Source organism: Bacteroides sp. B1-V-101 (assembly GCF_023656585.1).
Classification (GTDB): domain Bacteria; phylum Bacteroidota; class Bacteroidia; order Bacteroidales; family Bacteroidaceae; genus Bacteroides; species Bacteroides thetaiotaomicron.
The window spans coordinates 1-26,073 of sequence record NZ_JAMOKH010000028.1 but is presented as its reverse complement, the minus strand read 5'-3'; the positions used below and the strand labels follow the sequence as shown (position 1 = coordinate 26,073).

Annotated in this window: 23 protein-coding genes and 1 pseudogene; 21 read left to right on the top strand and 3 right to left on the bottom strand. The window is 45.4% G+C overall.

All coding sequences use genetic code 11. The annotated features are described in order from the left end of the window. The first annotated feature begins 40 nt into the window (after window positions 1-40). The 12 genes from NBH01_RS18510 (at window position 41) to NBH01_RS18455 (ending at window position 14,596) form a co-directional block, all read left to right on the top strand. Window positions 41-667, top strand: coding sequence for a TetR/AcrR family transcriptional regulator (locus NBH01_RS18510; RefSeq protein ID WP_004309917.1), 627 nt, complete (start codon window positions 41-43; stop codon window positions 665-667). After that, a complete protein-coding gene (locus tag NBH01_RS18505) occupies window positions 664-897 on the top strand; it encodes a hypothetical protein (RefSeq protein ID WP_004318707.1) in 234 nt (77 codons plus the stop codon). The genes NBH01_RS18510 and NBH01_RS18505 overlap by 4 nt, the downstream gene beginning before the upstream one ends. 56 nt (window positions 898-953) lie before the next feature. Further along, entirely contained in the window at window positions 954-1,184 is a 231-nt protein-coding gene (locus NBH01_RS18500) for a hypothetical protein (protein WP_004309916.1), read from the top strand. Window positions 1,185-1,298: 114 nt separating this feature from the next. Further along, complete coding sequence (zupT, locus tag NBH01_RS18495) at window positions 1,299-2,114, top strand: zinc transporter ZupT (protein WP_004309915.1); 816 nt, start codon at window positions 1,299-1,301, stop codon at window positions 2,112-2,114. A gap of 213 nt (window positions 2,115-2,327) precedes the next feature. Beyond that, on the top strand, window positions 2,328-4,694 hold the full coding sequence (locus NBH01_RS18490) for an efflux RND transporter permease subunit (RefSeq protein WP_004309914.1): 2,367 nt from the start codon (window positions 2,328-2,330) through the stop codon (window positions 4,692-4,694). Window position 4,695: 1 nt separating this feature from the next. After that, a complete protein-coding gene (locus NBH01_RS18485; protein WP_004309913.1) occupies window positions 4,696-6,450 on the top strand; it encodes an ABC transporter ATP-binding protein in 1,755 nt (584 codons plus the stop codon). Between the two features lie 18 nt (window positions 6,451-6,468). After that, window positions 6,469-8,211: an ABC transporter ATP-binding protein gene (locus tag NBH01_RS18480; RefSeq protein WP_004309912.1), complete on the top strand. Its 1,743-nt coding sequence runs from the start codon at window positions 6,469-6,471 to the stop codon at window positions 8,209-8,211. 39 nt (window positions 8,212-8,250) lie between these two features. Further along, entirely contained in the window at window positions 8,251-9,036 is a 786-nt protein-coding gene (locus tag NBH01_RS18475) for an outer membrane lipoprotein-sorting protein (RefSeq protein WP_004309911.1), read from the top strand. Next, window positions 9,036-10,295, top strand: a complete 1,260-nt coding sequence (locus tag NBH01_RS18470; protein ID WP_004309910.1) for a DUF1302 family protein — start codon at window positions 9,036-9,038, stop codon at window positions 10,293-10,295. The genes NBH01_RS18475 and NBH01_RS18470 overlap by 1 nt, the downstream gene beginning before the upstream one ends. Window positions 10,296-10,510: 215 nt before the next feature. Further along, window positions 10,511-10,966, top strand: a complete 456-nt coding sequence (locus NBH01_RS18465) for an HU family DNA-binding protein (protein ID WP_004318713.1) — start codon at window positions 10,511-10,513, stop codon at window positions 10,964-10,966. Window positions 10,967-10,984: 18 nt separating this feature from the next. Next, window positions 10,985-13,327: a TonB-dependent receptor gene (locus tag NBH01_RS18460; protein WP_004309908.1), complete on the top strand. Its 2,343-nt coding sequence runs from the start codon at window positions 10,985-10,987 to the stop codon at window positions 13,325-13,327. Between the two features lie 30 nt (window positions 13,328-13,357). Beyond that, window positions 13,358-14,596, top strand: a complete 1,239-nt coding sequence (locus NBH01_RS18455; RefSeq protein WP_004309907.1) for a DUF4374 domain-containing protein — start codon at window positions 13,358-13,360, stop codon at window positions 14,594-14,596. Window positions 14,597-14,688: 92 nt separating this feature from the next. Here NBH01_RS18455 and NBH01_RS26810 read toward each other — a convergent pair whose 3' ends face one another. Further along, entirely contained in the window at window positions 14,689-14,868 is a 180-nt protein-coding gene (locus tag NBH01_RS26810; protein WP_029425493.1) for an IS3 family transposase, read from the bottom strand. A 983-nt stretch (window positions 14,869-15,851) separates the two neighbouring features. On the opposite strand from NBH01_RS26810, the gene NBH01_RS18445 reads away from it, so the two are divergent. Then, window positions 15,852-16,691, top strand: a complete 840-nt coding sequence (locus NBH01_RS18445) for a hypothetical protein (RefSeq protein ID WP_004309905.1) — start codon at window positions 15,852-15,854, stop codon at window positions 16,689-16,691. Window positions 16,692-16,994: 303 nt separating this feature from the next. On the opposite strand, the gene NBH01_RS18440 is transcribed toward NBH01_RS18445, so the two are convergent. Together NBH01_RS18440 and yfcE are read right to left on the bottom strand one after the other, a co-directional pair. Next, a complete protein-coding gene (locus NBH01_RS18440) occupies window positions 16,995-17,150 on the bottom strand; it encodes a hypothetical protein (protein WP_004309904.1) in 156 nt (51 codons plus the stop codon). A 1,491-nt stretch (window positions 17,151-18,641) separates the two neighbouring features. Then, the gene (gene yfcE / locus NBH01_RS18435; RefSeq protein WP_004309903.1) at window positions 18,642-19,181 is read right to left on the bottom strand and encodes a phosphodiesterase; all 540 of its coding nucleotides are present in this window, start codon (window positions 19,179-19,181) and stop codon (window positions 18,642-18,644) included. A 285-nt stretch (window positions 19,182-19,466) separates the two neighbouring features. Between yfcE and NBH01_RS18430 the strand changes: the two genes are divergently transcribed. From NBH01_RS18430 to NBH01_RS18395, 8 genes and pseudogenes are all read left to right on the top strand, one after another. Beyond that, window positions 19,467-20,402, top strand: coding sequence for an amidoligase family protein (locus NBH01_RS18430; RefSeq protein WP_004309902.1), 936 nt, complete (start codon window positions 19,467-19,469; stop codon window positions 20,400-20,402). Continuing rightward, a complete protein-coding gene (locus NBH01_RS18425; protein ID WP_004309901.1) occupies window positions 20,399-20,626 on the top strand; it encodes a hypothetical protein in 228 nt (75 codons plus the stop codon). Before NBH01_RS18430 ends, NBH01_RS18425 begins: the two co-directional genes overlap by 4 nt. A 250-nt stretch (window positions 20,627-20,876) precedes the next feature. Then, a complete protein-coding gene (locus NBH01_RS18420; protein ID WP_004309900.1) occupies window positions 20,877-21,656 on the top strand; it encodes a ParA family protein in 780 nt (259 codons plus the stop codon). Window positions 21,657-21,667: 11 nt separating this feature from the next. Beyond that, window positions 21,668-22,081 (top strand): DUF3408 domain-containing protein, encoded by a 414-nt coding sequence (locus tag NBH01_RS18415; protein WP_225694338.1) that lies wholly within the window; start codon window positions 21,668-21,670, stop codon window positions 22,079-22,081. Window positions 22,082-22,085: 4 nt separating this feature from the next. Next, window positions 22,086-22,838, top strand: a complete 753-nt coding sequence (locus NBH01_RS18410) for a hypothetical protein (RefSeq protein ID WP_004309898.1) — start codon at window positions 22,086-22,088, stop codon at window positions 22,836-22,838. A 451-nt stretch (window positions 22,839-23,289) separates the two neighbouring features. Next, a complete protein-coding gene (locus NBH01_RS18405) occupies window positions 23,290-23,556 on the top strand; it encodes a DUF4134 domain-containing protein (RefSeq protein ID WP_029425492.1) in 267 nt (88 codons plus the stop codon). Window positions 23,557-23,567: 11 nt separating this feature from the next. Continuing rightward, a complete protein-coding gene (locus tag NBH01_RS18400; protein ID WP_004309896.1) occupies window positions 23,568-23,918 on the top strand; it encodes a DUF4133 domain-containing protein in 351 nt (116 codons plus the stop codon). Then, a pseudogene (locus tag NBH01_RS18395) lies at window positions 23,881-25,965 on the top strand (TraG family conjugative transposon ATPase); the annotation flags it as partial. The gene NBH01_RS18400 and the pseudogene NBH01_RS18395, both read left to right, overlap by 38 nt. Window positions 25,966-26,073 lie beyond the last annotated feature (108 nt).

Below are 26,073 nucleotides of genomic sequence, written 5' to 3'. Positions count from 1 at the left end.
CTAATTTTGCGTTATAAAATAAAGAATTATGTTCTGACCTATGCAAACAACGAAGGATTATATACGTAAGCTATTGCTGGAAACAGCGCAGAAAGCTTTTTTCGAAAAGGGCTTCAAGTCGGTGTCTATGCGTGAGATTTCTAAGTTGTCGGGCATTGGTCTGAGCAATATATACAATTACTATCCCTGTAAGGACGATTTACTGGTTGATGTGTTGCGTCCTCTTTTGGCTGCTATGTACAGGATGCTGGAAGATCACAACCGACCGGAGAATTTCTCCCTTGACATATTTATCTCAGATGAATATCATCGTGCATCTTTGCAGGAGCTTATGGGCATTATAACTCGTTACCGAAGTGAATTAAATTTGCTGTTTTTCTCTACGCAGCATTCTCGCCTCAAAGATTATTTGGAAGAGTGGATTGAGAAGAGTGCCACAATAGGGATGGAATATATGGAAAAGATGAGAAGACTCCATCCGGAACTACATACCGATATTTCTCCGTTCTTCATGCACTTCACCTGCTCTTGGTGGATTAATATGATGAAAGAGGTGGTGCAACATAAGGAACTTTCCTGCGAAGAGATAGAGTGTTTCATCAGTGAGTATATTCGCTTTAGCACGGGAGGATGGAAGAAACTCATGAATGTAAAGAATGAAAGATGAAGGCAGAACTATTGAAACATCCTGTCTGTCAAGAGATAACTAATCAAAACATCCGTTTCTCGTCTTGTCTGCAATGCAAGCCTTGCGGAAATGATTGTACGATTGTAAACAATCGAATCTCTTTTGTATTTGATTCCGAGACAATAGGCATCAGCTACCTTCTGCTCGACTCCACACCTATAGCCTGCATGGACAGATGCTGCAATCTTGTCAGGCAGCGTTTCGTTTGATGCAGGAGTTGGAACGCCGAGTCATTCCAGAAGAATCACTAAATAATAATCAGCATATGAGTATCATCAACATCATCAGCAACGACGAATTAACACTCGTACAAGGAGTCAACGGGCTTTTCTTCTGCGAGGAGTCATGGGTTACGCAAAGCAGGGCAGTCTCCCGTATCGGAAAGGTTTTGCCCAAAGAAATTATTGGGACGAAAGATCAAAGTACCAACATCGTACATCCGCAGACTGACCGAACTAAACTTAGTTGCCAAAAGCATGAAACGTCTTATTTCTAAATCTAACTGTTTCTCCTACCGAGCGAGCCGCCTGCAAAGAGCGGCTCGCTTTGCTTCTGAACAAAACAAACTTTTGTTCTCTTTTGACGCACTAACTTCCAATCCATCATAGCCATGTCTCAACCAGTACTTATAGCATTTTTCCTAACATCGTTTGCCGGTATATCCACAGGGATAGGCAGTGCGATTGCATTTTTTGCTAAGCGCACCAATACTTCATTCCTTTCTCTTTCATTGGGATTTTCAACAGCAGTAATGATTTATATGTCTTTCGCCAATCTGTTTGCCTCTTCTTTGCAGACTCTTGCCAATATACATGGCAAGGACGACGGAACTCTTCATTCCACACTTTCTTTTTTCGGGGGAATCGTATTGATTCTACTTATTGATAAGCTAATTCCTCACTACGAAAATCCACACGAAATGCATCGGGTGGAAGAAATGAGCTTAAAGGAAGAACGAAAGACTGAAATAAAGCCTCAATTATTACGCGTCGATGTAGTGACAGCCTTGGTGCTGGCAATACACAATTTCCCGGAAGGTATGGTTACGTTTCTTGCAGCATTGAAGGATATAAACATTGCTATACCTATTGCCTGTGCCATCGCCATACATAATATACCCGAAGGCATTTCCGTCTCCGTTCCGATCTATTATGCTACAGGTAATCGTAAACGGGCCTTTTGGCTTTCATTTCTATCGGGATTGGCCGAGCCGGTAGGAGCCGTCATCGGCTATCTTATCTTGGCACCATTCCTCAATGACCATGTTTTCGGCGTTATTTTCGGGATGATTGCCGGTATCATGGTATTTATCTCGCTTGATGAGTTACTACCCGCTGCCGAAGAATACGGTAAGCACCATCATACTATCTATGGTTTGGTAGCAGGCATGGCGGTTATGGCACTCAACCTGCTGATGTTGTGTTAGCAAGACTAAGTAATATAAAAAACATAAGTAAAAAAAAGAAAGAATATGAACACTTCTCACTCCTGCCGTTGTCACGTGCATGATGCCCACAAAGAGCATTCTTGTGTCCACGCACATTGTCACCATTATCATATGTAGCCCCAAAGTGGAAAGCTATTTCTCGTCACGCTGCTGAATGTGTTGAAATGAATGAACTTACCAATAACAAACGATATGAAAATAGAAAGAATCAATGACTGGTTTGCCCGTCAGGGCAGATGGATGGTACAAAAACGATGGCTTGTACTAAGCTTGTTTATCCTCGTCTTCGCCATAGGATTTACAGGGTTAAGATATTTCAAGGTGAGTGCTTCGTGGGAAAACTACTTCCTCGAAGACGACCCGATGCTTGTCAAGACCAAAGAATTCAAGGATATATTCGGCAATGACAATTTTGCCGCCGTACTGACCCAATGCGACAATTCGTTTATGAAAGAGAACTTAGAGCTCATCCGCGAACTCACGAACGAAATGATGGATAGCATTTCATACGCCGACAAAATCACTTCGCTCACTGACATCGAATTTATGGTAGGGAATGAAGAAGGAATGACTATCGAGCAGATAGTGCCTGACCTTATTCCCACTGATGCGGCAAGTCTGGAAACGATACGTCGCAAAGCCTATATGAAGCCACATATTGCCGAGCGGCTTGTCTCCAAAGATGGTACGCTCTCGTGGATTATTCTCAAGTTGCGTACCTTTCCTAAAGATTCAGTGTGGAATAAAGGTAAGAATGCCGTTTCTCCTGAAGTGCTAACGGGGAATGAGCTGGAGCATATCATCACTAAAGACAAATACCAAAAGCTCCATCCCAAAGGCACAGGCTTGCCCTACGTTACCGCCATGAAGATGAAATGGATTGGCAAAGAGATGCCCCGTGTGATGGGCATTGCCGCACTCGTTTCCATTCTTATTTTGTTACTCATAACACGCTCCCTACGGGGCGTTGTCGTTCCACTTATCACGGCGGCAGGCTCAATTGTGATTGTGTATGGACTGTTGGGATATGTCGGCATGACGATAGACAGCGGTATGATGATGATACCTATGCTGTTGGCGTTTGCCGTCTCGATAGCCTATAACATACATATCTTTTCCTATTTCAAACGGCAATTCCTTCTACACGGAGAACGTCGACGAGCCGTAGAAGAGACCGTGGGTGAAATGGGCTGGCCTGTGTTGTTCAGTGCACTCACCACCTTTGCCGCCCTGCTGTCGTTTCTCGCTATTCCGATGCAGCCCATGCGGTTCATTGGTATCGCTACCTCCTCGTGCGTGATGCTGGCTTTCTTCATTGCCATTACACTGATGCCCGTGCTGTTGAGTTTTGGCAAGAACGGCAAACCTCATCCCAAAGTGCAGGAAACCGGCGGACGGTGGCTCGACCATCAACTGGGGCGTTTGGGAGAAAGCGTACTCCGGCATGGCACATTGATCCTATGGATTGCAGGGCTGCTTACCGCAGCACTCATTTATCAATTCACCAAGATAGAGACCGCCTTTGACATAGAACGCACCATGGGACGTAAAATAGCCTATGTAAACAATCTGCTGGAAGTAGGTGAAAGCGAACTGGGATCCATCTACACCTACGACGTCATGATAGACCTGCCCGAAGACGGCTTGACAAAATCGCCGGCAATGCTTGTACGCTTAGACTCTCTGGCACAAAAGGCCGAAGGCTATAAGCTAACCAAGCGAACGACTACAGTGCTGAATATCCTAAAAGACCTGAATCAAACCCTGCACGAAGGAGATGCGGCTTATTATCGTATTCCGACGAATCCGGAAGAGGTGGCACAACTGCTGCTCCTTTACGAGAATGCAGGCGGTAGCGAAGCGGAATATTGGATCGATTACGACTATCGACGTTTGCGCCTGATGGTGGAGATCAGCAGTTTTGACTCCGGCGAGGTAGAACGAGAGTTGAACGATATTGCAGCCAATGCCGCCAGGCTCTTCCCCGAAGCTTCTGTCACTACAGTGGGTAGTATTCCGCAATTTACCGTGATGATGCAGTACGTGGCTCGCGGGCAGATGGTTTCATTTGCCATCTCTCTCCTTATTATCGGCATCCTAATGATGTTGGTCTTTGGCAGTGTACGCATCGGGCTTATCGGTTTGATACCCAATATCACTCCGGCTTTGGTGGTCGGCGGACTGATGGGATGGCTGGGCTACCCGTTGGATATGATGACCGCAACCATTATGCCGATGATCCTCGGTTTGGCTGTCGACGACACCATTCACTTCATCAACCACGGGCATTTGGAGTTCGACCGTCGAGGTAATTATCGGGATGCCATTCTCCGCTCGTTCCGTACGATCGGGACACCAATCATTCTGACCAGTGTCGTGATATGTGCGAACTTCGCTATTTACATGACTTCCGAAGGCCTCTCTTTTATACACATGGGTCTGCTCTCCGTAGCGGGTATCGTATCGGCACTCGTGGCCGACCTCTGCGTTACACCCGTGTTATTCCAAAAGTTCCGGTTATTCGGGAAAGAGATAGAAACCAATGAAACAATCAATTAATATGAATACATTAAAGAAACTTCAATTTTACATGGGCAAACGCAAGGTGCTTATGCCCATAGCCCTGACACTGTCGGGATTAAGCGGTCTGCTCTCGCTTATGCCGTTCATCTTCATTTGGCTTATCGTACGCTCGCTACTATTGACTGGCAGCGTTGCCTCAGGAATCCCTATCAACGTCTATGCATGGTGGGCGGTAGGCACAGCCGTTGCCGGCCTTGTCATTTACTTTGCCGGGCTGATGCTTTTGCACTTAGCGGCGTTCCGGGTAGAAACCAATATGCGACGTACGGCTATGAGAAAAATCATGCAGATGCCGCTTGGCTTCTTCGACCGGAATACCAGCGGACAGATGCGTAAGATTATTGATGAAAATGCTTCTGAAACCCACACGTTTGTCGCACATCTCTTGCCCGACCTGGCGGGGAGTTTTATAGCCCCGCTGTCGGTTATAATATTGATCTTCGTCTTCAACTGGCAACTTGGTCTGGCGTGCCTGATCCCCCTCACGGCGGCTGTCTTCATCATGACACGGATGAATACAACTGCTCAGAAGGCGTTCCAAAATGAATACCTCGGAGCACAAGAGCATATGAGCAGCGAAGCGGTGGAATACGTACGTGGTATTTCGGTGGTGAAAGTGTTCCAGCAAACGATATTCTCTTTCAAACGTTTTTACGACAGCATCATCGCCTACCGGGATTTAGTTACCAAATACACGCTGGGTTGGCAAAAGCCGATGTCACTCTACACGGTGGCCATCAATAGCTTTGCTTTCCTACTTGTCCCCGTAGTCATATTGCTTATCGGCAACAAAAGCGAAAACATTGCCCCCATCATCACCGATATGTTCCTGTATGTGCTGATTACTCCGGTGATAGCAACCAATGTGATGAAAGTGATGTATCTGCAACAAGATATGTTTCTGGCAGATCAAGCCATAAGCCGGGTGGAAAACCTGACGAGTAGCGAACCACTCCCAATAGCCGAAAATCCGGAGAAAATCACCGCTTGCGATGTGACATTCGAGAACGTTTCGTTTGCCTATCCCAATGCCGGTCAAAATGCCGTAGACGGTATCAGCTTCCACCTCCCCGAAGGGAAGACTTTTGCCCTTGTGGGGCAATCGGGAGGAGGGAAGACCACCATTGCCCAACTCATTCCCCGCTTTTGGGACGTATCAGCAGGTAGTGTGACGATTGGCGGAATAAATGTGAAAAACATTGCCAAAGACAACCTGATGAACCACATCGCTTTCGTCTTCCAGAATACAAAACTCTTCAAGACCTCTTTGCTGGAGAACATCAAATACGGTAATCCGGCAGCGAGTGATGAAGCCGTGCAACGTGCCATAGACCTTTCCCAAAGTCGGGAGATCATCGACCGGCTACCCAACGGATTGAACACGAAGATAGGAGTAGATGGAACATTCCTTTCGGGAGGGGAACAGCAACGCATTGTCTTGGCCCGGGCCATCTTGAAAGATGCGCCGATTGTTGTCCTGGACGAAGCAACAGCTTTTGCCGACCCCGAAAACGAACACCTGATACAAAAAGCCCTGCACGAGCTGAGAAAAGGAAAGACAGTGTTGATGATCGCCCATCATCTGACTAGCGTACAGGATGCCGACAAGATACTGGTGATAGCACAAGGCAAGATTGCCGAAGAAGGCACACACAGCGAGTTGATAGCCCGAAACGGCATCTATAACAGCATGTGGAATGAATATCAACGAACCGTGACATGGACGGTATAAACCTCAGGAGACAACATTATGAATATTAGTAAATATTTTCAACACAGATTCACCTTATCGGAAGACGGGGCAAAGACCTTTATAAAAGGGGTTATAGCTTCTCTTTTTCTCAACCTGGCACTGATGCTGCCGGTAATCTTCATCTTTCTGTTCATCACCGATTACCTGCACCCTGTTATCCAAGCCGGGAACAGCACGACGCACGGGCTCTGGTACTACGTGCTGACGGCTCTCTGTTTTATGACGGTACTCTTTGTGATTGCGATGATACAGTACAAGAGCACCTACACGAAAATCTATACCGAGAGTGCCAACCGTCGTATTGGCATTGCCGAGAAGCTGCGTAAATTGCCTTTGGCTTTCTTCGGAGAAAAGAATCTTTCGGATCTCACCGCTACGATGATGGAGGATTGTAACATGTTGGAAACCCTCTTCTCTCACACAGTTCCACAACTCTTCGCCTCTGTCATCAGCATTATCTTGATTGCCACCGGGATGTTCTTCTACAACTGGCAACTGGCCCTTGCTCTCTTTGGGGTCGTACCGGTAGCGACAACGGTCATCTTCTTAGGAAAAAGGCTTATGGATAAAGCTAATAAGGAGTACTATCACGTAAGGCGTGATACGACCGAGCAGATACAGGAAGGGCTTGAAGCAGCGCAGGAGATTAAATCGTACAACGGAGAGGCAGCCTATTGCGACCGTTTAGACAAACAGCTCGAGATATATGAAGCCACTCTGCAGCGAGGCGAATTTCTCGGAGCGGGGCTTGTGGGCAGTGCACAGTCTATCCTGAAACTTGGTTTGGCAAGCGTTATCATTGCGGGAGCTTATTTACTTGGTTTGGGCAGCATCGACATGTTCACTTACTTGGTCTTCCTGCTCGTTGTAGCCAGCATCTACAACCCCATCATGGACGTGTTCAACCATATGGCGACACTGATACTACTCGATGTGCGTATCGACCGCATACGTGAGATGAACGACATGCCCGCACAGCAAGGCGATGAGGATTGCACGGTAGAGGGTTACGACATCTGTTTTGACAAGGTCGATTTTGCTTACGAGACAAGCAAGCAGGTGCTGCGCAACGTCTCTTTCACTGCCAAGCAAGGCAAAGTAACGGCACTTGTGGGACCTTCGGGGGGAGGCAAAAGCACTTCGGCAAAATTAGCTGCCCGCTTTTGGGATATTCATGGCGGAAAGATCACACTTGGCGGACGGGACATCTCAAAAATAGATCCCGAAATGCTCTTGAAAAACTATGCCGTAGTCTTTCAGGACGTGTTGCTTTTCAACGCTTCCGTCATGGACAACATCAAAATCGGGAAGAAAGACGCTACCGAGGAAGAGGTGAAAGCGGTAGCACGTCTTGCCCGTTGCGATGAGTTCATCGCCCGGCTGCCCAACGGTTACGACACCTTGATAGGCGAAAACGGAGAATCGCTATCGGGAGGCGAACGCCAACGCATATCCATTGCCCGTGCGCTTCTCAAAGATGCTCCTGTCATCCTCTTGGACGAAGCAACGGCAAGTCTGGACGTAGAGAACGAAACGTTGATACAGGCCGGTATATCGGAGTTGATCAAGAACAAGACCGTCGTCATCATCGCACACCGTATGCGCACCGTTGCCAACGCTCATCATATCGTGGTGCTGAAAGACGGAACCGTCGCAGAACAAGGAGCACCCGACGAACTGCTTGCCCGAAACGGCGAATTTGCCCGCATGGTAGCACGGCAGAAGGAGACCGGAATATAAATCGAATCAATCAGAATCAATTATAAAGAAAAAGGACAAATGAAGAGATCAATCGCAGTAGTAGCCATGCTTGTGGTGGGGTTCGCTGCCACAACATGCGCACAAACGGGCAGAGAGATTGCCCAAAAGGTAAAAGACCGTCCCGACGGCGATACCCGTCGGTCTGAAATGGTTATGACGTTAATCAACAAACGCGGAGCGGTGCGCGAACGCAAGCTCATTTCCTACTCCATCGATGTGGGCAAAGAAAAGAAAGACCGCAAGAGCATCATGTTCTTCCAATATCCCGGCGATGTAAAGGGGACGGGCTTCTTGACGTGGGATTATGATGAGCTAAACAAGGACGATGACAAATGGCTCTATCTGCCCGCCATAAAGAAAACGCGCCGTATCAGCGGTTCGTCTGCCAAGCAAGACTACTTTATGGGTAGCGACTTTACCTACGACGACATGGGCAGCCGCAACGTGGACGAGGATACGCACACGCTCCTGGGCGAAGAAACCGTCGACGGACAGAAGTGCTGGAAACTGGAATCCTTGCCTAAGGACAAGCGTGATATTTACTCCAGGAAAACGGCCCTGATACGTCAGGACTGTCTGATACCTGTCAGGGTGGAATATTACGACAAGATGGGCAAGCTGCACCGTCGTCTCGAGATGTCGGATATTGCCAAGGTAGAGGGCTTCTGGGTAGCCCGGAAGATGCACATGACCAACGTGCAAACCGAGCATCAGACGGTTCTCGAAATCAAGAATCCGACGTACAACATTCCCATGGAGGAGAGCAAGTTTAACGTGACCACGTTAGAGAAAGGCAGGTTCTGATGAAAGCGTTCAATCGTCTTTCCGCGGGGCTTTGCCTCTCGGTCTTTCTGTTTTGCCCCGTGCATGGAGTTTGGGGACAAGGAGCGGGCGAATCGTCGTGGCAGCTCAAAGGCCTTGTCGACACCTACCACGCCTTCCGCTCCGAAAAGCCGAACGATTGGATGTCTTCCCGTACCCGACTCAGGGGCGAGGTCGGCAAAAACTTCGCAGGCTCTTCGCTCTTCGTCTCGTTCAACGCTACCTACAACGCCTTGCTGAAAGAGCGCACCGGCTTTGAACTGCGGGAAGCATACCTTGACCATCGGCAGGAGCACTGGGGCTTTCGTCTCGGGCGACAACTTGTCATCTGGGGTGCGGCCGACGGCGTACGTATCACCGACCTCGTCTCACCCATGGATATGACCGAGTTCTTGGCGCAAGACTACGACGACATCCGCATGCCCGTCAATGCCCTGCGGTTCTTCGTCTTCAACGACAAGATAAAGCTCGAACTGCTTGCCGTTCCCACTTTCGAAGGATACAAGCTGCCCACCGATGCCGCCAATCCGTGGAGCGTGTTGCCTAAAGAAACACCCCGGTCCCTTGTCTGGGACGCGGAGGGAAGCCGCCCCGAGCTACGCCTCTCCAACGTAGAATACGGGGGCAGGCTCTCTTTCGCCCTGCCGGGGGTAGACTTCTCGCTTGCCGCGCTGCATACGTGGAACAAGATGCCCGTCATCGAGTACAAACCATCGGGCTCCCAACTTACGGTTTCGCCCCGATACTACCGCATGGGATTCGTCGGAGGCGATGTCTCAAAGCCCTTGGGACAGTTCGTGCTGCGCGGCGAAGCGGCCTTCAACCTCGGGAAGCATTTCAGCTACATACAGCAAGCCGCCTCCACCCCTCAAAAAGGATTCAACACCATCAATTGGTTGGTGGGGGCCGACTGGTATGCCCCTCATGAATGGACAGTGATGGCTCAGTTCTCTTCCGAGAGTATTTTCAAGTACGAAAGCTACGTCGCACAGCCCCGCCATAATTCGCTCCTTACGCTCTGCGTGTCGAAGAAGTTACTGGACAGCAACTTACAGCTTTCCGACTTCACCTATTTCGACCTCAACCACAAGGGCTGGTTCAGCCGTTTCACGGCTGACTATGCCCTGAACGACCACATCCACCTCTTGGCAGGCTACGACTGGTTCGGAGGAAGCGAGGGTATGTTCGGCCCGTATAAGCACAATTCGGAAGTATGGGCAAAGGCTAAATACTGCTTTTGAGATCCACACCATTTTAATAACCATAAACAAAATTTGAAAAGATTATGAAGAAGACATACGACAGCAGTTAAAGAGAATGCGGACTTAAGCAATCGGAATCGTTTAAGTTAAACGGTGAAAGACGTTCCAATGGAGCGATCAAAGCCGTTTACTGAAGCTGTTTAAGTAGAACAGCAAAATTATTCAAAGTATAACCATCAAAAACATCAAAAGTCATGTTACTATACAACGTAAAAAAAGAAGAGATGCGCATCGGTAAACACAAGGGCAAAACCATGTATTACGCCTCTCCCATTGCACAAGACAAGATTACCACCAAGCAGCTAGAGGATCGGATTGTCAATGCCACAGCCCTGAGCCGTGCCGACGTGCGGTCAGCCATCACCGCCTTGGCGAAAATCGTACGTGAAGAGATGCTCAGCGGCAGAACCGTTGACCTGGCCAACCTCGGGTCATTTAAGGTTGTATCCAACGGGAAACGCGTGGAAACGGAAAAAGCCGTTACCGCCGAAACTCTCAAAACACCACGCATTCAGTTTTTTCCCAAACTCGAAATGCGCAATCAGGCAAAAAACGTACAGCATGTGGTGATACGTGAAAGCGAGGCCGGATCGGCTAAACCGAGTCCGAATCCCGGAGATTTGCCCGAAGCACCCGATTCTGCTCTTTAATATTCATAACAAGAAACAATGAAGCAGCAAGTATTATTTTTCTTTTTCACGCTGATGCTCACAGGTATCAGCGTGTCCGCCCAAACAGGTGGAGGACGGATTGCAGGCGTGGTCATCGACAATGCAGGCGAAGAACCACTGCCCGGCGCAACCATCTTCATCGAAGAGCTGAAAAAGGGCATTGTGACAGACGGGCATGGCGAGTTCTTACTTTCCGATGTTCCCGCAGCCACTTATACGCTTACTGTAAGGTTTATAGGCTACCACACGCAAACCCGCAAGCTCACGGTGGGTAAAGAGAGAGGGAAAAAAATCATCATCCGCCTGAAAGCCGAAGCAAAATCGTTGGACGAGGTGGTAGTGATGGGTAAGAGCGAAGCCCGTAAGTTACGGGAGCAGGCCATGCCCATATCCGTTATCAGCATGAACCAGATACAAGGAACGGTTAACAATGTACAAGACATTCTGGCAAAAACTGCCGGAATCACCGTGCGTGCCACGGGTGGAACGGGCAGTACCTCTCGCATATCGGTGCGCGGACTGGAAGGCAAACGCATCGGGCTTTTCATTGACGGGAATCCGATGAACGACAATTCCGATTTTATCGACATCAATGATATTCCGGTCGAAATGATCGACCGCATCGAGATATACAAAGGAGTTGTCCCTGCCAAGTTCGGAGGTTCTGCCGTAGGTGGTGCGGTCAATATTGTCATCAAAGAGTATCCGCCTAAATATTTGGACGTGAACTATTCTTACGGCAGTTTCAATACGCACAATGCATCCGTTGTGAGCAAGATGAACATTGCCCCAAAAGGAATCGAGTTCGGGCTGGGAGGTTTTTATACCTATGCCGACAACGACTACAAGATGAAGTCTCCTTTTCAAGAGGGGCTTACTATAACCCGCGATCACGACAAGTTTAAAAAAACAGTCATCGGCGGTAGCTTTAAGGCACGGAAGTGGTGGTTTGACTTGGTGGAGTTTGAACCCGTTTTCATACATACTTACAAAGATATACAGGGGATAGAATCGAACATCCGGCATGCACACAGCCATTCCAACGCCTTTATTTTCGCCAATAAGATGGAGAAAGAAAACTTCCTCTTAGACGGCCTGGACTTGGACTGGCAGCTGGGGTATATCTATACCGACTATCATTTTGCCGATACCGCCTCGCACCGCACACATTGGGATGGAACGCATTATCCGGCAGTTTCCGAATTCGGCGGCGAAATCGGCAAATGGGCTTCATTATTGACGAATGAAAAGCATCAATTGCAGCACAAATTGAATCTCAACTATCTTGTCAATGAGAACCATTCGGTAAACTTCAACTCTTTGCTGAAATACGCTCATGCCAACCCTCGTGATGGGATGAAGGACAAGGTCATAGGTTATCGTACCGACTTTCCAAGCAATATGTTCAGTTGGGTGGCAGGCTTGAATTACGACTATCGCACCTCGAACGATAAGTTCCTTAACTCTTTCAACGTCAAGTATTACTACTACTCGATGAAAACGCGGATGGCAAGTGTCCTGGTAAAGACAGCAGAGGATATAGACACACACAAGAATGATTTCGGCATCAGCAATGCACTTCGCTACCGCATCACACCCAGTCTGATGGCAAAAGCTTCGTTCGGATATGATGTAAGGCTTCCATCGGAAGAGGAACTGTTGGGTGATGGATACGTGATAGCTCCTGCCGGCAATCTCACTCCCGAACGCAATATAAGTGTCAACATAGGAATGTTATTCGATTTAACTGGAAAAGCCTCCTCTAACTTACAGATTGAACTGAACGGATACTATATGCATCTCAAAGACATGATTCGCTTTACGGGCGGATTCTTGCAGTCGCAGTATCAGAACTTCGGCGAGATGCGGACTCTTGGTATGGAAGCAGAGGTGAAAGCCGACATGACACGGTGGCTCTATGGCTATGTGAACGCCACTTACCAAGATCTGCGAGATGTGCGTAAGTATGAACAAAATACAACTGTTGCCAACCCTACCAAAGGTAGCCGTATGCCCAATATACCCTATCTGATGGCAAACGCAGGATTGGAGTTTCACAAAGAAAATCTGTTCGGAGGCAGCGGGATGAATACGCGCATATTCACCGATGCTTCATTTGTGGAAGAATATCTGTACGACTTCGAACAAAGCCAATTCCAGCAGCATCGCATACCTCGAGCCCTCTCGTGCAATATAGGCTTTGAGCAAAGCTTTGGCAATGGGCGCTACTTCATTATGGGAAAAATAAACAACCTGACCGATACAAAAATGATCAGCGAGTTTAACCGTCCTTTACCCGGACGTAGCTTCACTATCAGATTCAGATACGTATTTAAGTAACAAATTAACAATCATTAAACAAAAAAAGAAATGAAAAAGAATGTATTTTTTGTAGCAGCGATATTCGCTGCATTGTGCCTTAACTCATGTGACAAGAATGATCCGGACAATCCTATTGCAGGAGGTTCGGGAAAGATTCTCCTAACAACAGCCCTACCCAATGCAACAGGTATGGATGGAACGGTTTATATGCAACTCATTGATGAGCCTGTATTAGGCAAGACGATGGCTACCAATAACAACAATGGTATAAATGTTCCCTTTGGCAGTTCTTATCCTATGATAATAGGTCAGGAAGTCTATGTCTTCCCAAGCTATCATTTGACAATGGACAAAAACGAACTGATTAAATACCGTCGCACGAATGGAATTTTACAAAGAGAGGGAAGCTTGCAATTGCCTGCCAATAACAGTGCCAACAATCTTGTCAAACTATCTTCCACAAAAGCCTATCTATCGCTTGCCGGACTAGGACTGATTTACATATTTAATCCCGAAACGATGCAGAAGACAGGAGAGATCAACCTGACCTCTTTGGGTATTCAAGATAATAATCCGGACATCGGAATCATGATTGAGCGTGACGGATATGTGTTTGCTGGTCTAAGCCAGATGGTGGGAGGTTGGACAAGCCCTGAGAATTACAAACAAGCAGATGTAGCCGTCATTGACACCAAGACGGACAAGTTGGTCAAGATGATTTCAGAGAAAACCAGTGGTTTTTCTCAAGCCACACGTCCGATCGACCCCAAGTCTTTATTCATGGATGAAAAAGGCGATATATACATTTCTTGTCTCGGGAACTTCGGAATGGTGGCAGGTCATAAGGCCGGCATACTTCGGATTAAGAAAGGAGAAACAGACTTTGATCCAACATACCATTGGACGATAACCGGAGCTTCTATCGAAGGAGAAGAGAAAGTAGCTGGTTTTGCCGCTTCAATTTGTTATGCAGCCAATGGCAAAGCCTACGGATACATTGATATTCCCGGTTATTACAAACCAGGAGAAACGGGACATGGCGCTATAGCGAGCCGAGCTGTAGTCTTTGATTTATACAATCAGAAGATGAAGAAAATAGAAGGATTGGATTTGTCCAATGGCTATGGCGTGTTAGTGTCTAAATATAAAGACGGTTTGGCAATCGCCAATGCTTCAACGACAACAAAAGGCATCTATTATCTCAATCCTCAGACAGATAAGATTAATCCTATTCCTATGATAACCACCATAGGAAATCCCATGGCTATAGAGTGGTTCGGCAACTAAACTTATAACGCGAGTTCGGGATAGCCTCCTTCCAAAAATAAAGAGGGTGTCCGACTGATGAAGTGACCCCAAAAATTTGGACTGGTTAAACACTATCCAGTTATAGAAAGAGTTCGGTATTGTACTGGACTCTTTCCTTTTAACCGGGACTTAATTCTTTTATTATTATAATAATCTATATATCCTTCCAAAGCCTTTGTGAAGTCTTCCGGAGACTCGAACTTTTCAGCGTATAGAAGTTCAGATTTCATAATTCTGAAAAAATTCTCCATCATAGAGTTGTCCAGACAGTTTCCCTTTCTCGACATACTTTGAATTATATGATGCTCTTCAAGCCTTTTCCGATATCCGAAGTGTTGGTATTGCTAACCTTGATCAGAATGAAGTACGAGTCCGTCAAGGTTATCACACTTATCAAATGCTTTATCGAGCATGTCATATACTTGTTCAAGATGAGGTGCACCCTCTTACATTTTATTTTTTTAGGAATATCCCCAAATAACTTGATGTCTGCTTTAACGATAGAACCTGTTAGGTGTTTGCAGCGGACATCACCATAACCCATTGCCATTACCACTACTTCTTGCAGTTGTTGTGAGCCCTCTCTTAAGTTGATGAAAAACTTCCGCTAATTGTTTACCGGAACTTCTTGTGTTTGATAACCAATGAATGAAATGACCAAGGTTTCTTCGGAAGATACATTGGCTAATGCAGTCGGTGATACAACCGTTGCTTGTACCTTTTACGAAGACTGACGCACCGGTAACCAGACCGAAATCATCATTCACGGTACCGGAAATGCTTAGCTAGAAATAGCTTGTGAGCTGATTCTATTTTAAAATATAAATGTTAGTTTTATGTTAGATAATTCCGGATACTTTAATCTTAAGAATTTGATTATAATACATATATAAATTTATTTGTTAGATTTAAAGTTTTTTTTTATAACTGTAAAATACAGATTTAGCCTTATATTTACAATATGATATTATTGATTTTATCTAGTAAAAAAGCTTTTGCATTATAAGGACATTCAATTCTTCTTCCAGAATTGTAGTATATGTTTTATAATCATACCAATAAGATAAAAAAGATAATGGTCAAAATAAAGCTCTCAAAACAAAATACTTGTTGTTCAATTATCTTATAATAGTAAAAATGAATTTGTTGATTCCGCAAAAGAGTTTGTATCAGATGTTGAGGTTTCAACAATATTAAATATTACTTTTATTTATAGTAACTAATTTGCATTAATATGAGAAAGGTATTTATTCTTTTGTTTATTTCTTTAGCATTGTTATCCTGTCAAAAAGAGGAAAACAATAGAAAAACAGAGTATCAAGTATTAACAAGTAAGGACGCATCCAAACCGTTTAGCTGTCTTGGAGAGAAACGTATTATTACGATTACGATTATAAAAAAAACATTAATAGATGATGTTTTAAGTTCAGAGGTTCCGATTATTCCCAGGGATGTTTCGGTAGAATTTGATAAAACTCTTTTTTCTGATATAGAAACAAAAGTGGAGGGCGATCAGGTAGTATTAAATATAACCTCAAATATTAATAAAGAAGATAAAATTTTGAATGCTGATTTACAGATTTCTTACTCTACTATTAATGGCATAAAAGTAGAAAAAATTCCACTAATTATAGATAAAGGAAAGTTGACATTTGTGTATAAAATCCATTCGGAACAGAATCCTTTTATTCTACCAGCTGAAGGTGGTAGATTTGAGTCACCTTTTACTTGTAAAAAACAGACATATTTGAATGGCCAGTTTATAGAGGAAACTTATTCATCATTAAACGGATTGAGATTTAAAACGATAAGTAGTGGTAATGTCTGGTTCCTTACAGTCAGAAAAGACGGAGAAAAAATTGGTTTTTACAAATTTTCTTTTGTGGGAGAAGGACCATATAACCAAAAAACAGATCCAGAGTGCTATTTTAACATATATACCCATGATGCAGATTTAATTACAGATAATCCTACAGAAATATTCAGACAAGATTTTATACAACCCCAGACCCCGGGTGAGGATTATTATAAACCTTCCCGGTCCTCTTATAAACATGGCACTTTTGACTTTTAACGTATTCAGTATTAACCTTAATTATATTAATTATAAAACAGTATACACGTTTGTTGATTTTGACAATTATGTTTTTAACTTCATATTTCGATGACAGAGAAGTAATGAAACAAGAATCTTCGCCACCATCTTTAGTAAAAAAAACTCGGCTTATCGTAACTAGTGTATATTCACTACTTTCTATATACTAATGCACTTCTTAATGTAGGTTATGTAGTAATTCATTATTTGAAAGCTGATAAAATATTTTTTTTTGAATATTTTATCAGCTTTGTATATTGCATAATATGATATAAATGAGATTTATTTTTGCTGCCTCTTGGCACGCAGCATTTCTGCCGCCTTCATTTCCGTCCAACGCTCGAAGTCCTCCACCTCTTTCCTTATTTTCCGTATCAGTTTCCTGTCCCTGTTCCACTCGAAGCAGTTCTCCAGTATGTCAAGCACCTTAGCGTCCATTCCCCCGTCACAGACAGCTTCCCCAACAAAACCCGTTAAATCATTGTGTTAATATATATTTCATGTATCTTTGCGGCATAGATATCTGTTGTGAAACAGGAATCTGCTTATATTATTCTTGCTTGTGACAAGCCGGAATCTTATAACTTAGTACAAAATAAAAAAATAAAAGAGGAGAGCTTCCGTTCTATGGAGCTCCTCTCACTTTTTATCTCTAGTGCCCGACTGCCTTTTATCTTTCTACTTTCCCAAAAGGAGTATCCTTCCCGCCAGCATACAGCACAGCGAAAACAGTATAGCCACTAAATTCTTCTCATTTGTGCAACCCCTTCTGTATTCATCTTCCAACCTTGTATATCGCTACCGAGATAGAAAATGGACAGATGCACAGCTGGTACGTCAATTATCAATACCAATATATACCAGTTCATACGTTCTCCCCAATAAAAAGATCCCCTAATTTATTTCTAGTTCACAGTCCAAATTTATACTTTCCTGTAAAATACAGGATATAGTCAAGTCTTCAAAGTTTTTCCCCTAAAGACACAGAAATATTACAAAAATCAATTATCACATTATATCTTATTTCTGATGATACAAAAGGAGATGGCAATCTATTTTTTAATTCTTTAGATGACATAAAGAATGCCTTTAAAATTAATTATTCAGAATCTAATTTGGGACTTCCTATTTTTTGTAAGGGATATTACAAAAAACAATTCCGTTTTTACTTTAACTATAAGTTCTGGTAGGGACCATCCAAACATGTTACCAGACCAACAAGACCAAGGGGAAGAGTTTAGAAGGATGTATTACAGCTACTAAAGATGATAAATGCCAAAACCAAATTCATTGCAATTGGAATTGGGGTAACAGTTATTTTTTATTTTTAGTTCAATCAAGCCGGGAAGAATGATTAATAATAAAAGAATCAAGTCTTTAAAGGAAGATATCAATAAATAACTCTTGCAACATGCAGTTTCTTTCTGGCTGAATTTGCGACTCTGGAGCTATATTCTGAGGAACGGTTTGGCGGCGGAATATGCCGTTAAACCGTCCGGTTTTCGTTAAACGAAAACACAACTTGCTGTCCCCTCTACGGGGACAACGTTTTTAAGTAGAACTGTAGATTGCCCCGACTGGTGCCTCCCTCCCGATGGCAACCTCTCCCGATTTCGGTCTGCTTCTTCAGGAAAGTTGGCGTTTTTTACCAATATTCCGGAGGCGGAATAGGCTGTAGCTTCCTGTAATAGTAGAGCATTCTACGATTATCCGACACATCAGATGGCTTCTTTTTCGTGATAATTGAATATTCAGAGAACTGAATATTTTGATAATCGGATAATCCGAATACTATTATATCTGTAGTCTCTTGGAATGTTACACAGTGACAACTGAATAATTGGCGTTTTGGATATTGCTATATTTGTATAATGGATAAGCAATTATAAAAGGCTACAATTATAATAGGCTGTTATTATACATTCCCCATCAGAGAGAAAGTTCCTTGAGCCTGCTGCCGTCCAGCCGGTGAACGGATACCGTACCGTCACAGTAAATAGCGAATGTTGGCATGTTCCCGTCCTTCGGGAAAGTGATGGAGCCGGTATTGCAGACCGCTGTATGCTCAGTCCGTTCAAGTTTCCACCGGTGGGTGTGACCATAAAAAAGACAATCGAACCTTCCCTTCGGCAGTCTGTCCTCATTGTAGATATGTCCGTGGGTGAGAAAGAAACGTTTTCCATTATCCACCAACAGGGTGTAATCGGACAGGATGGGAAAGTCCAGCAGCATCTGGTCCACCTCCGAATCACAGTTTCCACGGATGGCGACAATCTCACCGGCCATCGCATTGAGACGTTCTGCGATCCCTTTCGGGTCAAGTCCTTGAGGTATCCCGTTCCGGGGACCATAATTCAGGATATCTCCCAAAATACAAAGCATTCCGCATTGCTGCTCCCTGTAAAATGCCAGCACTTGTTCCAGTGCCGGTAACGAGCCATGTATGTCGGACACAATCAGGTATTTCATCATAATCTATTCGTTACGGGTTAAGTTTTCAATGCACAAAAATAAGCATAATTATCTAATCTCCCTAACCGGGGAAACGATGAGAAAAAAAGACAGGTTCCCTGAACTGTAGATTGCTGTATTGCTGTCCTTGTAGATTGCTGCAATGTTATAATCGGATACATAAAATAAGGGTATTTAGCCTTAGCTAAACTAAGCTAACAGTCTGACAATAAGGCTTCTAATACTATGACATGTGGGTTTATTATGCTACCTTAGTGGTATAATAATAAAGGATAAAAAGCTATGAACGAACAAGTTAGAAATATCTTAGAACAGAGTACCACCAAGACGAGCAAGATTGAGCAGCTGCTCCGTCTGGGCCTGATGCGCAGGGAAATTGCCGATTTGGTGACACGTGGCAACTATGGTTTTGTATATAATGTTGAGAAGAAAATGCTTGAAAGAGAAGGTGGAGTCTTGCTGAACAGGGCAGCAACCACCCTGATGGATTACACCTTCACCCACAAGTTCGGTATTGAGATTGAAGCCTATAACTGTAATATGGAAAGACTGGCACGCGAATTGAGGGAGGCCGGTATCCATGTTGCCGTTGAGGGTTATAACCACACGACCAAGGATCATTGGAAGCTGGTGACGGACAGCAGCCTGCAGGGAAATAATACTTTCGAGCTGGTCAGCCCGATACTGGTGGGTGAGAATGGCCTGAAAGAGCTGGAAACGGTATGCTGGGTGCTTGACATCTGTAATGCAAAAGTGAATGACAGTTGCGGGTTCCATGTCCATATGGATGCGGCTGGTTTCAATCTGGACACCTGGAAGAATCTGACTTTGACCTACAAGCATCTCGAACACCTGATTGATGCCTTTATGCCAAGGACACGCCGGAACAATACCTACTGCAAAACCCTCTCCGGTGTTTCCGACGAGAGAATCAAATCGGTAAGGACGATAGACGGCCTGCGGGAGGTCTTTAATAATGACCGATACCACAAGGTCAATTTTGAGGCTTATTCTAGGCACCGGACCGTTGAGTTCCGCCAGCATTCCGGTACGACCAATTTCACAAAGATGGAGAATTGGATCCGGTTCTTGAACGGATTAATTACCTTTGCGAAAAGATCCAGCCTTCCCAGCCGGATGACATTGGAGGAGTTACCCTTCCTGGACGGGAAACAGAAATTATTTTTTAAACTTAGAACTAAAAAGTTAGCGGTATGATACAGACTTATCATTTGCTGGATGGCGGTCAGATAACCGCCGCCAGCCCGGAAGAGTTCGTCCGGCTGCTCCGTGAGGGGAGCCGGTTCGACTATGATTGCACGGATCAGGAGTATATGGAGAACTTTGCCCGGCGTTACGGGGAGCTGCATGGCGTGTCAGTTGCCACCGATACCCCTGAACATTTCCTGACGGACTTGCAAGCCGCCGGTTACGTCCGGTAACCGGTATCGCTCCTTTATTATTAGTCCCTGCTTCAAAGATGAGGCAGGGATTTTTCTTTTTTCATTGCAACCTTTCCTGTCTGCCTGACGGCGTTTCCTCCTGTCAATTCCTGACTATCCATGACTATCCGTGACAGGGTATTTCATCTTTTCCCGGCATTCCTTTCTTTTGCAGTGTAGAACGATATACAATTATAAGCATTACAGTTTTACAGCATTATATTTTTATCTGATTATATAAAGAAAGCGTATGAAAAAAGAACCGTTATTAATTGCCTTTGCCAGCCAGAAAGGAGGAGTCGGAAAGTCTGCCTTCACAGTTCTGGTGGCCAGTATCCTTCACTACCAGAAAGGTTTGAAGGTGGGTGTCGTGGATTGCGACTCCCCCCAGCACAGCATCTCCCGGATGCGTGACCGGGACATAGAAAGCGTGCAGGAAAGTGATTTTCTCAAAGTGGTCCTCTACCGGCAGCATGAACAAATCCGGAAACGTTCCTATCCGGTAATCAAAAGCAATCCGGAGAAAGCGATAGAAGACCTGTACCGCTACATCGAAGAGCAGGATGCCGTCTTTGATGTCGTACTGTTCGACCTTCCGGGAACCCTCCGCAGCGAAGGGGTTGTCCATACCATTTCCGCAATAGATTACATTTTCATCCCCCTAAAGGCCGATAATGTCGTCATGCAGAGTTCCCTCCAGTTTGCCGAGGTGGTGGAGGAAGAACTGATTGCCAGGCACAACTGTAACCTGAAAGGCATCTATCTTTTCTGGAACATGGTCGACAAGCGTGAACGGACAGAAAGCTACGAGTCCTGGAACCGTGTCATACAAAAAGCGGAGTTACACCTGCTGGAGTCACGGATACCGGATACCAAACGCTATAACAAGGAGTTGAGCTCCCTGAAGAACAGTATCTTCCGTTCCACACTGTTCCCTCCCGACAACCGCCAGATAAAAGGTTCGGGTCTCTGTGAACTGATAGAGGAGTTATGTGCCGTAACACATCTGGATGCCTCCCATACCTTATAATAAAAGGAATTATGGACAGCGGAAAAAAGAAATTTGACCCTCGGAGCATTGATGAGAAGGCCATATTGGATATTGTCGCCAGGAAAGGGACGATACGACCGGACTCCCCTGCAACGAGTGTATCCCCTAAGCCGGAGGATACGGCAGAGGAGATTGCCGGGAGTAGCGAAGCTCCGGTCTTTACCACCGGGGAAATCGACGCTTACAGGGCATCCTTCCTGAATACGGTCAGGACCAAATCCCGTAAATCATTGCATATCGATGCCGACCTGCATCACCGCATCTCTTCCTTGGTATGGGCGGTGGGACGTGGCGAGGTGACCGTAGCCGGTTTTGTAAACCAGGTGCTGGCACATCATTTCGAAGAGAACGGCGGATTGATAAACGCTGTGCTGGAGAAGTATTACCAATCACTAAAATCATAAGGACATGGAATACCTTTTTATTATCCTGTTCATCTATGCCTCTTACCTGAGCATTGAAAAGTATGTGCATACAGGCAGCATTTTCACATGGAGAGGCAGAAAGGACAAGAAGGAACGTCGGACTGCACCTGCCGCCATCCATCCGGCAATTGCTCCGTCTCAGGCGGGAATAATAGGCAAAAGCCGATACCAAATGCGACATTCACTGACAATAGATGACAATAGCGGACAGCCTGAATCAGGCATAGAAAAGAGTGATACCTTTACTCCCGAAAAGAAAACAGAGCCGGTTCTCCGAGTACACGAACCCCTTGATAAGAATACGAAATTCCCGGAAGTTCCGGCTCTTTTTCAAAAACTGAATTATCCTGAAATTGATTATATGCAGGAGCCCTCTCCTTCTTCCGGTGAAGAAAAAGAGGAGATTCCCGAACGCTACGAGATTACGGGATACGTACAGCGGAGCAATCCCCACCGGGCAACCGGTGTCACCTTTGACGATATGGATATGATTGAGAAAGCAATGGCATCGGACGAACTTACGGAAGCGGAACAGGAACAGGCCCGGCAGACTTTCCAAAAGCTGGAAGGCACGAACATGGAAAGGGTACTGCAGGCGAGCGTCTTGGGAAGCAGCGATAAACTGAAACGCTATATGCGTTTGTATGTAGACCGGGGTGAACCCCATTTATTGACTGGAAAGAATAGGGACGACATTCTCCGGGAATTTGATATTACGGAGCATGTGCCCCAATAAAATAGAACAAGTAAGGAATATGAGACAGTATTATGATTCCGGTTGATCCGGGTGCAGCGAGTTTTAAAACAGAATGTATAACCTAAAAAGACGAAAAAGCATGATAGATTTCTTTGACTCCGGTTGATCCGGGCAGGACGGGTTCTTGAAACGTAGTGTATAACCTGTTAAAAGGAAGATATAGATATATGAGAGGCTTCTATGATTCCGGTTGATCCTTACCCTTTACCGGAGCGAACATTAAAAGAGTGATTAACCCCTTAAAAATGGAGGTATCTATGATTGGTTACTATGACTCAGGTTGATCCTAAAAAGACATCGTGGTTGCAAGGACAAATCCGCAGGCAGGAAACTTCCTGCGGTTTGTTTGAAACAAGGTTTTTATTCACATTAAAAAATTAGATTGTATATGAAAAGACATTTTAAAAAGACGGTTGCTCTTATCGCATGAATAGCTGTTTCCACCCTGAGTGCCTATGCCGAAGGGGACGGAAGTGCCGGTATAACAAAGGCCACATCCATGCTTACCGGTTATTTTGACCCCGCCACCAAGTTGATATATGCGGCAGGGGCTATTGTGGGGCTGATAGGTGCCATTAAGGTATATTCGAAGTTCAGTAGCGGCGACCCCGACACCGGTAAAACCGCCGGGAGCTGGTTTGGAGCCTGCGTCTTCCTCATCGTCGCGGCGACAGTCCTTCGTTCCTTCTTCCTGTAATATAGCAGGCTATGGAATACAATATCAACAAGGGAATCGGACGCAACGTGGAATTCAACGGCTTGCAGGCACAATACCTGTACTTTTTTGTCGGGGGCTTGCTGGCCATTTTCCTGCTGTTCGTCATCTTCTATATGATAGGTATTGACCGGTGGTTCTGTATCGGTTTCGGTGTCCTCTCCGCTTTCTCTCTGATCTTCGGGGTGTTCCACCTGAACAAGAAGTATGGTCCCAACGGCTTGATGAAGCTGGCCGCAGTCAAGTACCACCCGTCCTATATCATCAATCGCAAACGTATATCTTCCTTATTTAAAAAACGCATTCATGAGAAATATATTAAAAGCCGCAACGCTGGAAAGTAAGTTTCCAATCCTGTCCGTGGAGGAAGGGTGCATTCTCTCCAAAGACGCGGACGTGACCATCGGCTTCAAGGTCTTTCTTCCGGAGCTGTTCACGGTCACTTCCGCAGATTATGCATCCATGCACGGCACATGAACAAAGGCAGTCAAGGTACTGCCGAATTATACGATAGTACACCGCCAGGACTGGTTTCTGAAAGAAAATTACAAGGCCGACACGCAGAAAGACGGGATGAGTTTTTTGGACCGTTCTTTCGAACTTCATTTTAATGAACGGCCTTTCCTAAATCATTTCTCTTACCTGTTTATCACCAAGACGACTAAGGAACGCAGCCGCAGCCAGAGCAATTTCTCCATCCTCTGCCGGGGGAATATAATTCCGAAGGAAGTCCGGGACAAAGAAACGGTCAGCCTGTTTTTGGAGAGTGTCGACCAGTTCGAGCGCATCCTGAATGACTCGGCCTTTATCCGTCTGGAGCGGTTGACCACCGATGAGATAGTCGGCACACCGCAGCAGGCCGGATTGATTGAAAAGTATTTTTCTCTTTCGCAGCAGGACACGACCACACTGAAGGATATACAGATGAGCGCGTCGGAGATGCGCATCGGGGATGATATCCTCTGCGTACATACGCTTTCCGATGTGGATGATCTTCCCGGTTCCGTCCAGACGGATACCCGGTATGAGAAATACTCCACCGACCGCAGCGACTGCCGTCTAAGTTTTGCCGCTCCGGTGGGGCTAATGCTCTCCTGTAACCATATTTACAACCAGTTCCTGTTCATCGATGATTCGGCAGAAATCCTGCAACGCTTTGAGAAGACGGCACGCAACATGCACTCGCTTTCCAAATACAGCCGAGCCAACCAACTTAACAAGCAGTGGATTGATGCCTACCTGGACGAGGCGCATTCCTTCGGGCTGACCGCCATCCGTTGCCATTGCAATGTCATGGCATGGTCGGACAGCCGGGAGAAGCTCAAGGTGATAAAGAACGATACCGGTTCTGCTCTGGCCCTGATGGGATGCAAGCCCCGTTATAATACCATTGACGCACCTGCCTTGTATTGGGCAGGTATTCCGGGAGGCGAGGGCGATTTCCCTTCCGAGGAGTCCTTTTTCACTTTCGTCGAACAGGGAGTCTGCTTCTTTACGGAAGAGACGAACTATGCGGATTCCCTGTCGCCATTCGGTATCAAGATGGCAGACCGGACAAACGGGAAGCCCCTGCATCTGGATATTTCGGACGAACCGATGCGTCGTGGTATTACAACCAACCGTAACAAGCTGGTCATCGGGCCTTCCGGTTCGGGCAAGTCATTTTTTATGAACCATCTTGTGAGACAGTATTGGGAACAGAATACCCACATTATATTGATCGACATCGGTAACAGTTACAAGGGATTATGTGACCTGATTCACCAGCGCACAAACGGTGAGGATGGCATATATTATACGTATAGTGAAAAACATCCGATAGCTTTTAATCCATTTTTCACCGAAGACAAGGTCTTTGACCTGGAAAAGAAAGAGTCCATTAAAACGCTGATCATGTCGCTCTGGAAAAGGGATACGGAAGTCATTACCCGTGCCGAGGAAGTAGCACTCTCAATGGCGGTTAACCTGTTCCTTGAAAAGATAAAGGAGGACAATGAGCTGGTTCCTTCCTTTAATACTTTCTACGAGTTCGTACAGGGAGAGTTCCGTGGAATACTGGAGGAGAAGCATTACCGCGAGAAGGATTTCGATCTCACTAACTTTCTGAATGTATTGGCTCCTTATTATCGTGGTGGAGAGTACGATTATCTGCTGAACTCCGACGAGCAGCTCGACCTCTTGAACAAGCGTTTTGTGGTATTTGAAATTGACGAAATTAAGGAGCATAAAATTCTTTTTCCGGTAGTCACTGTCATCATTATGGAGGCTTTCATAAACAAAATGAGACGTTTGCATGGGGTGCGAAAGATGATAGTTGTAGAGGAGGCTTGGAAGGCAATCGCACGTGAAGGCATGGCTGACTATATAAAGTTTTTATGTGCGCCCGTAAAGGTTGCATCGTAAATATCTCTTTGGCAAGAGATTAGGAAAGTGTTCTTTGAAAATGACCTATCATCAGCCGACTTATCTGTTTCGGGAAAACTTAACCGAGCAGGGAGT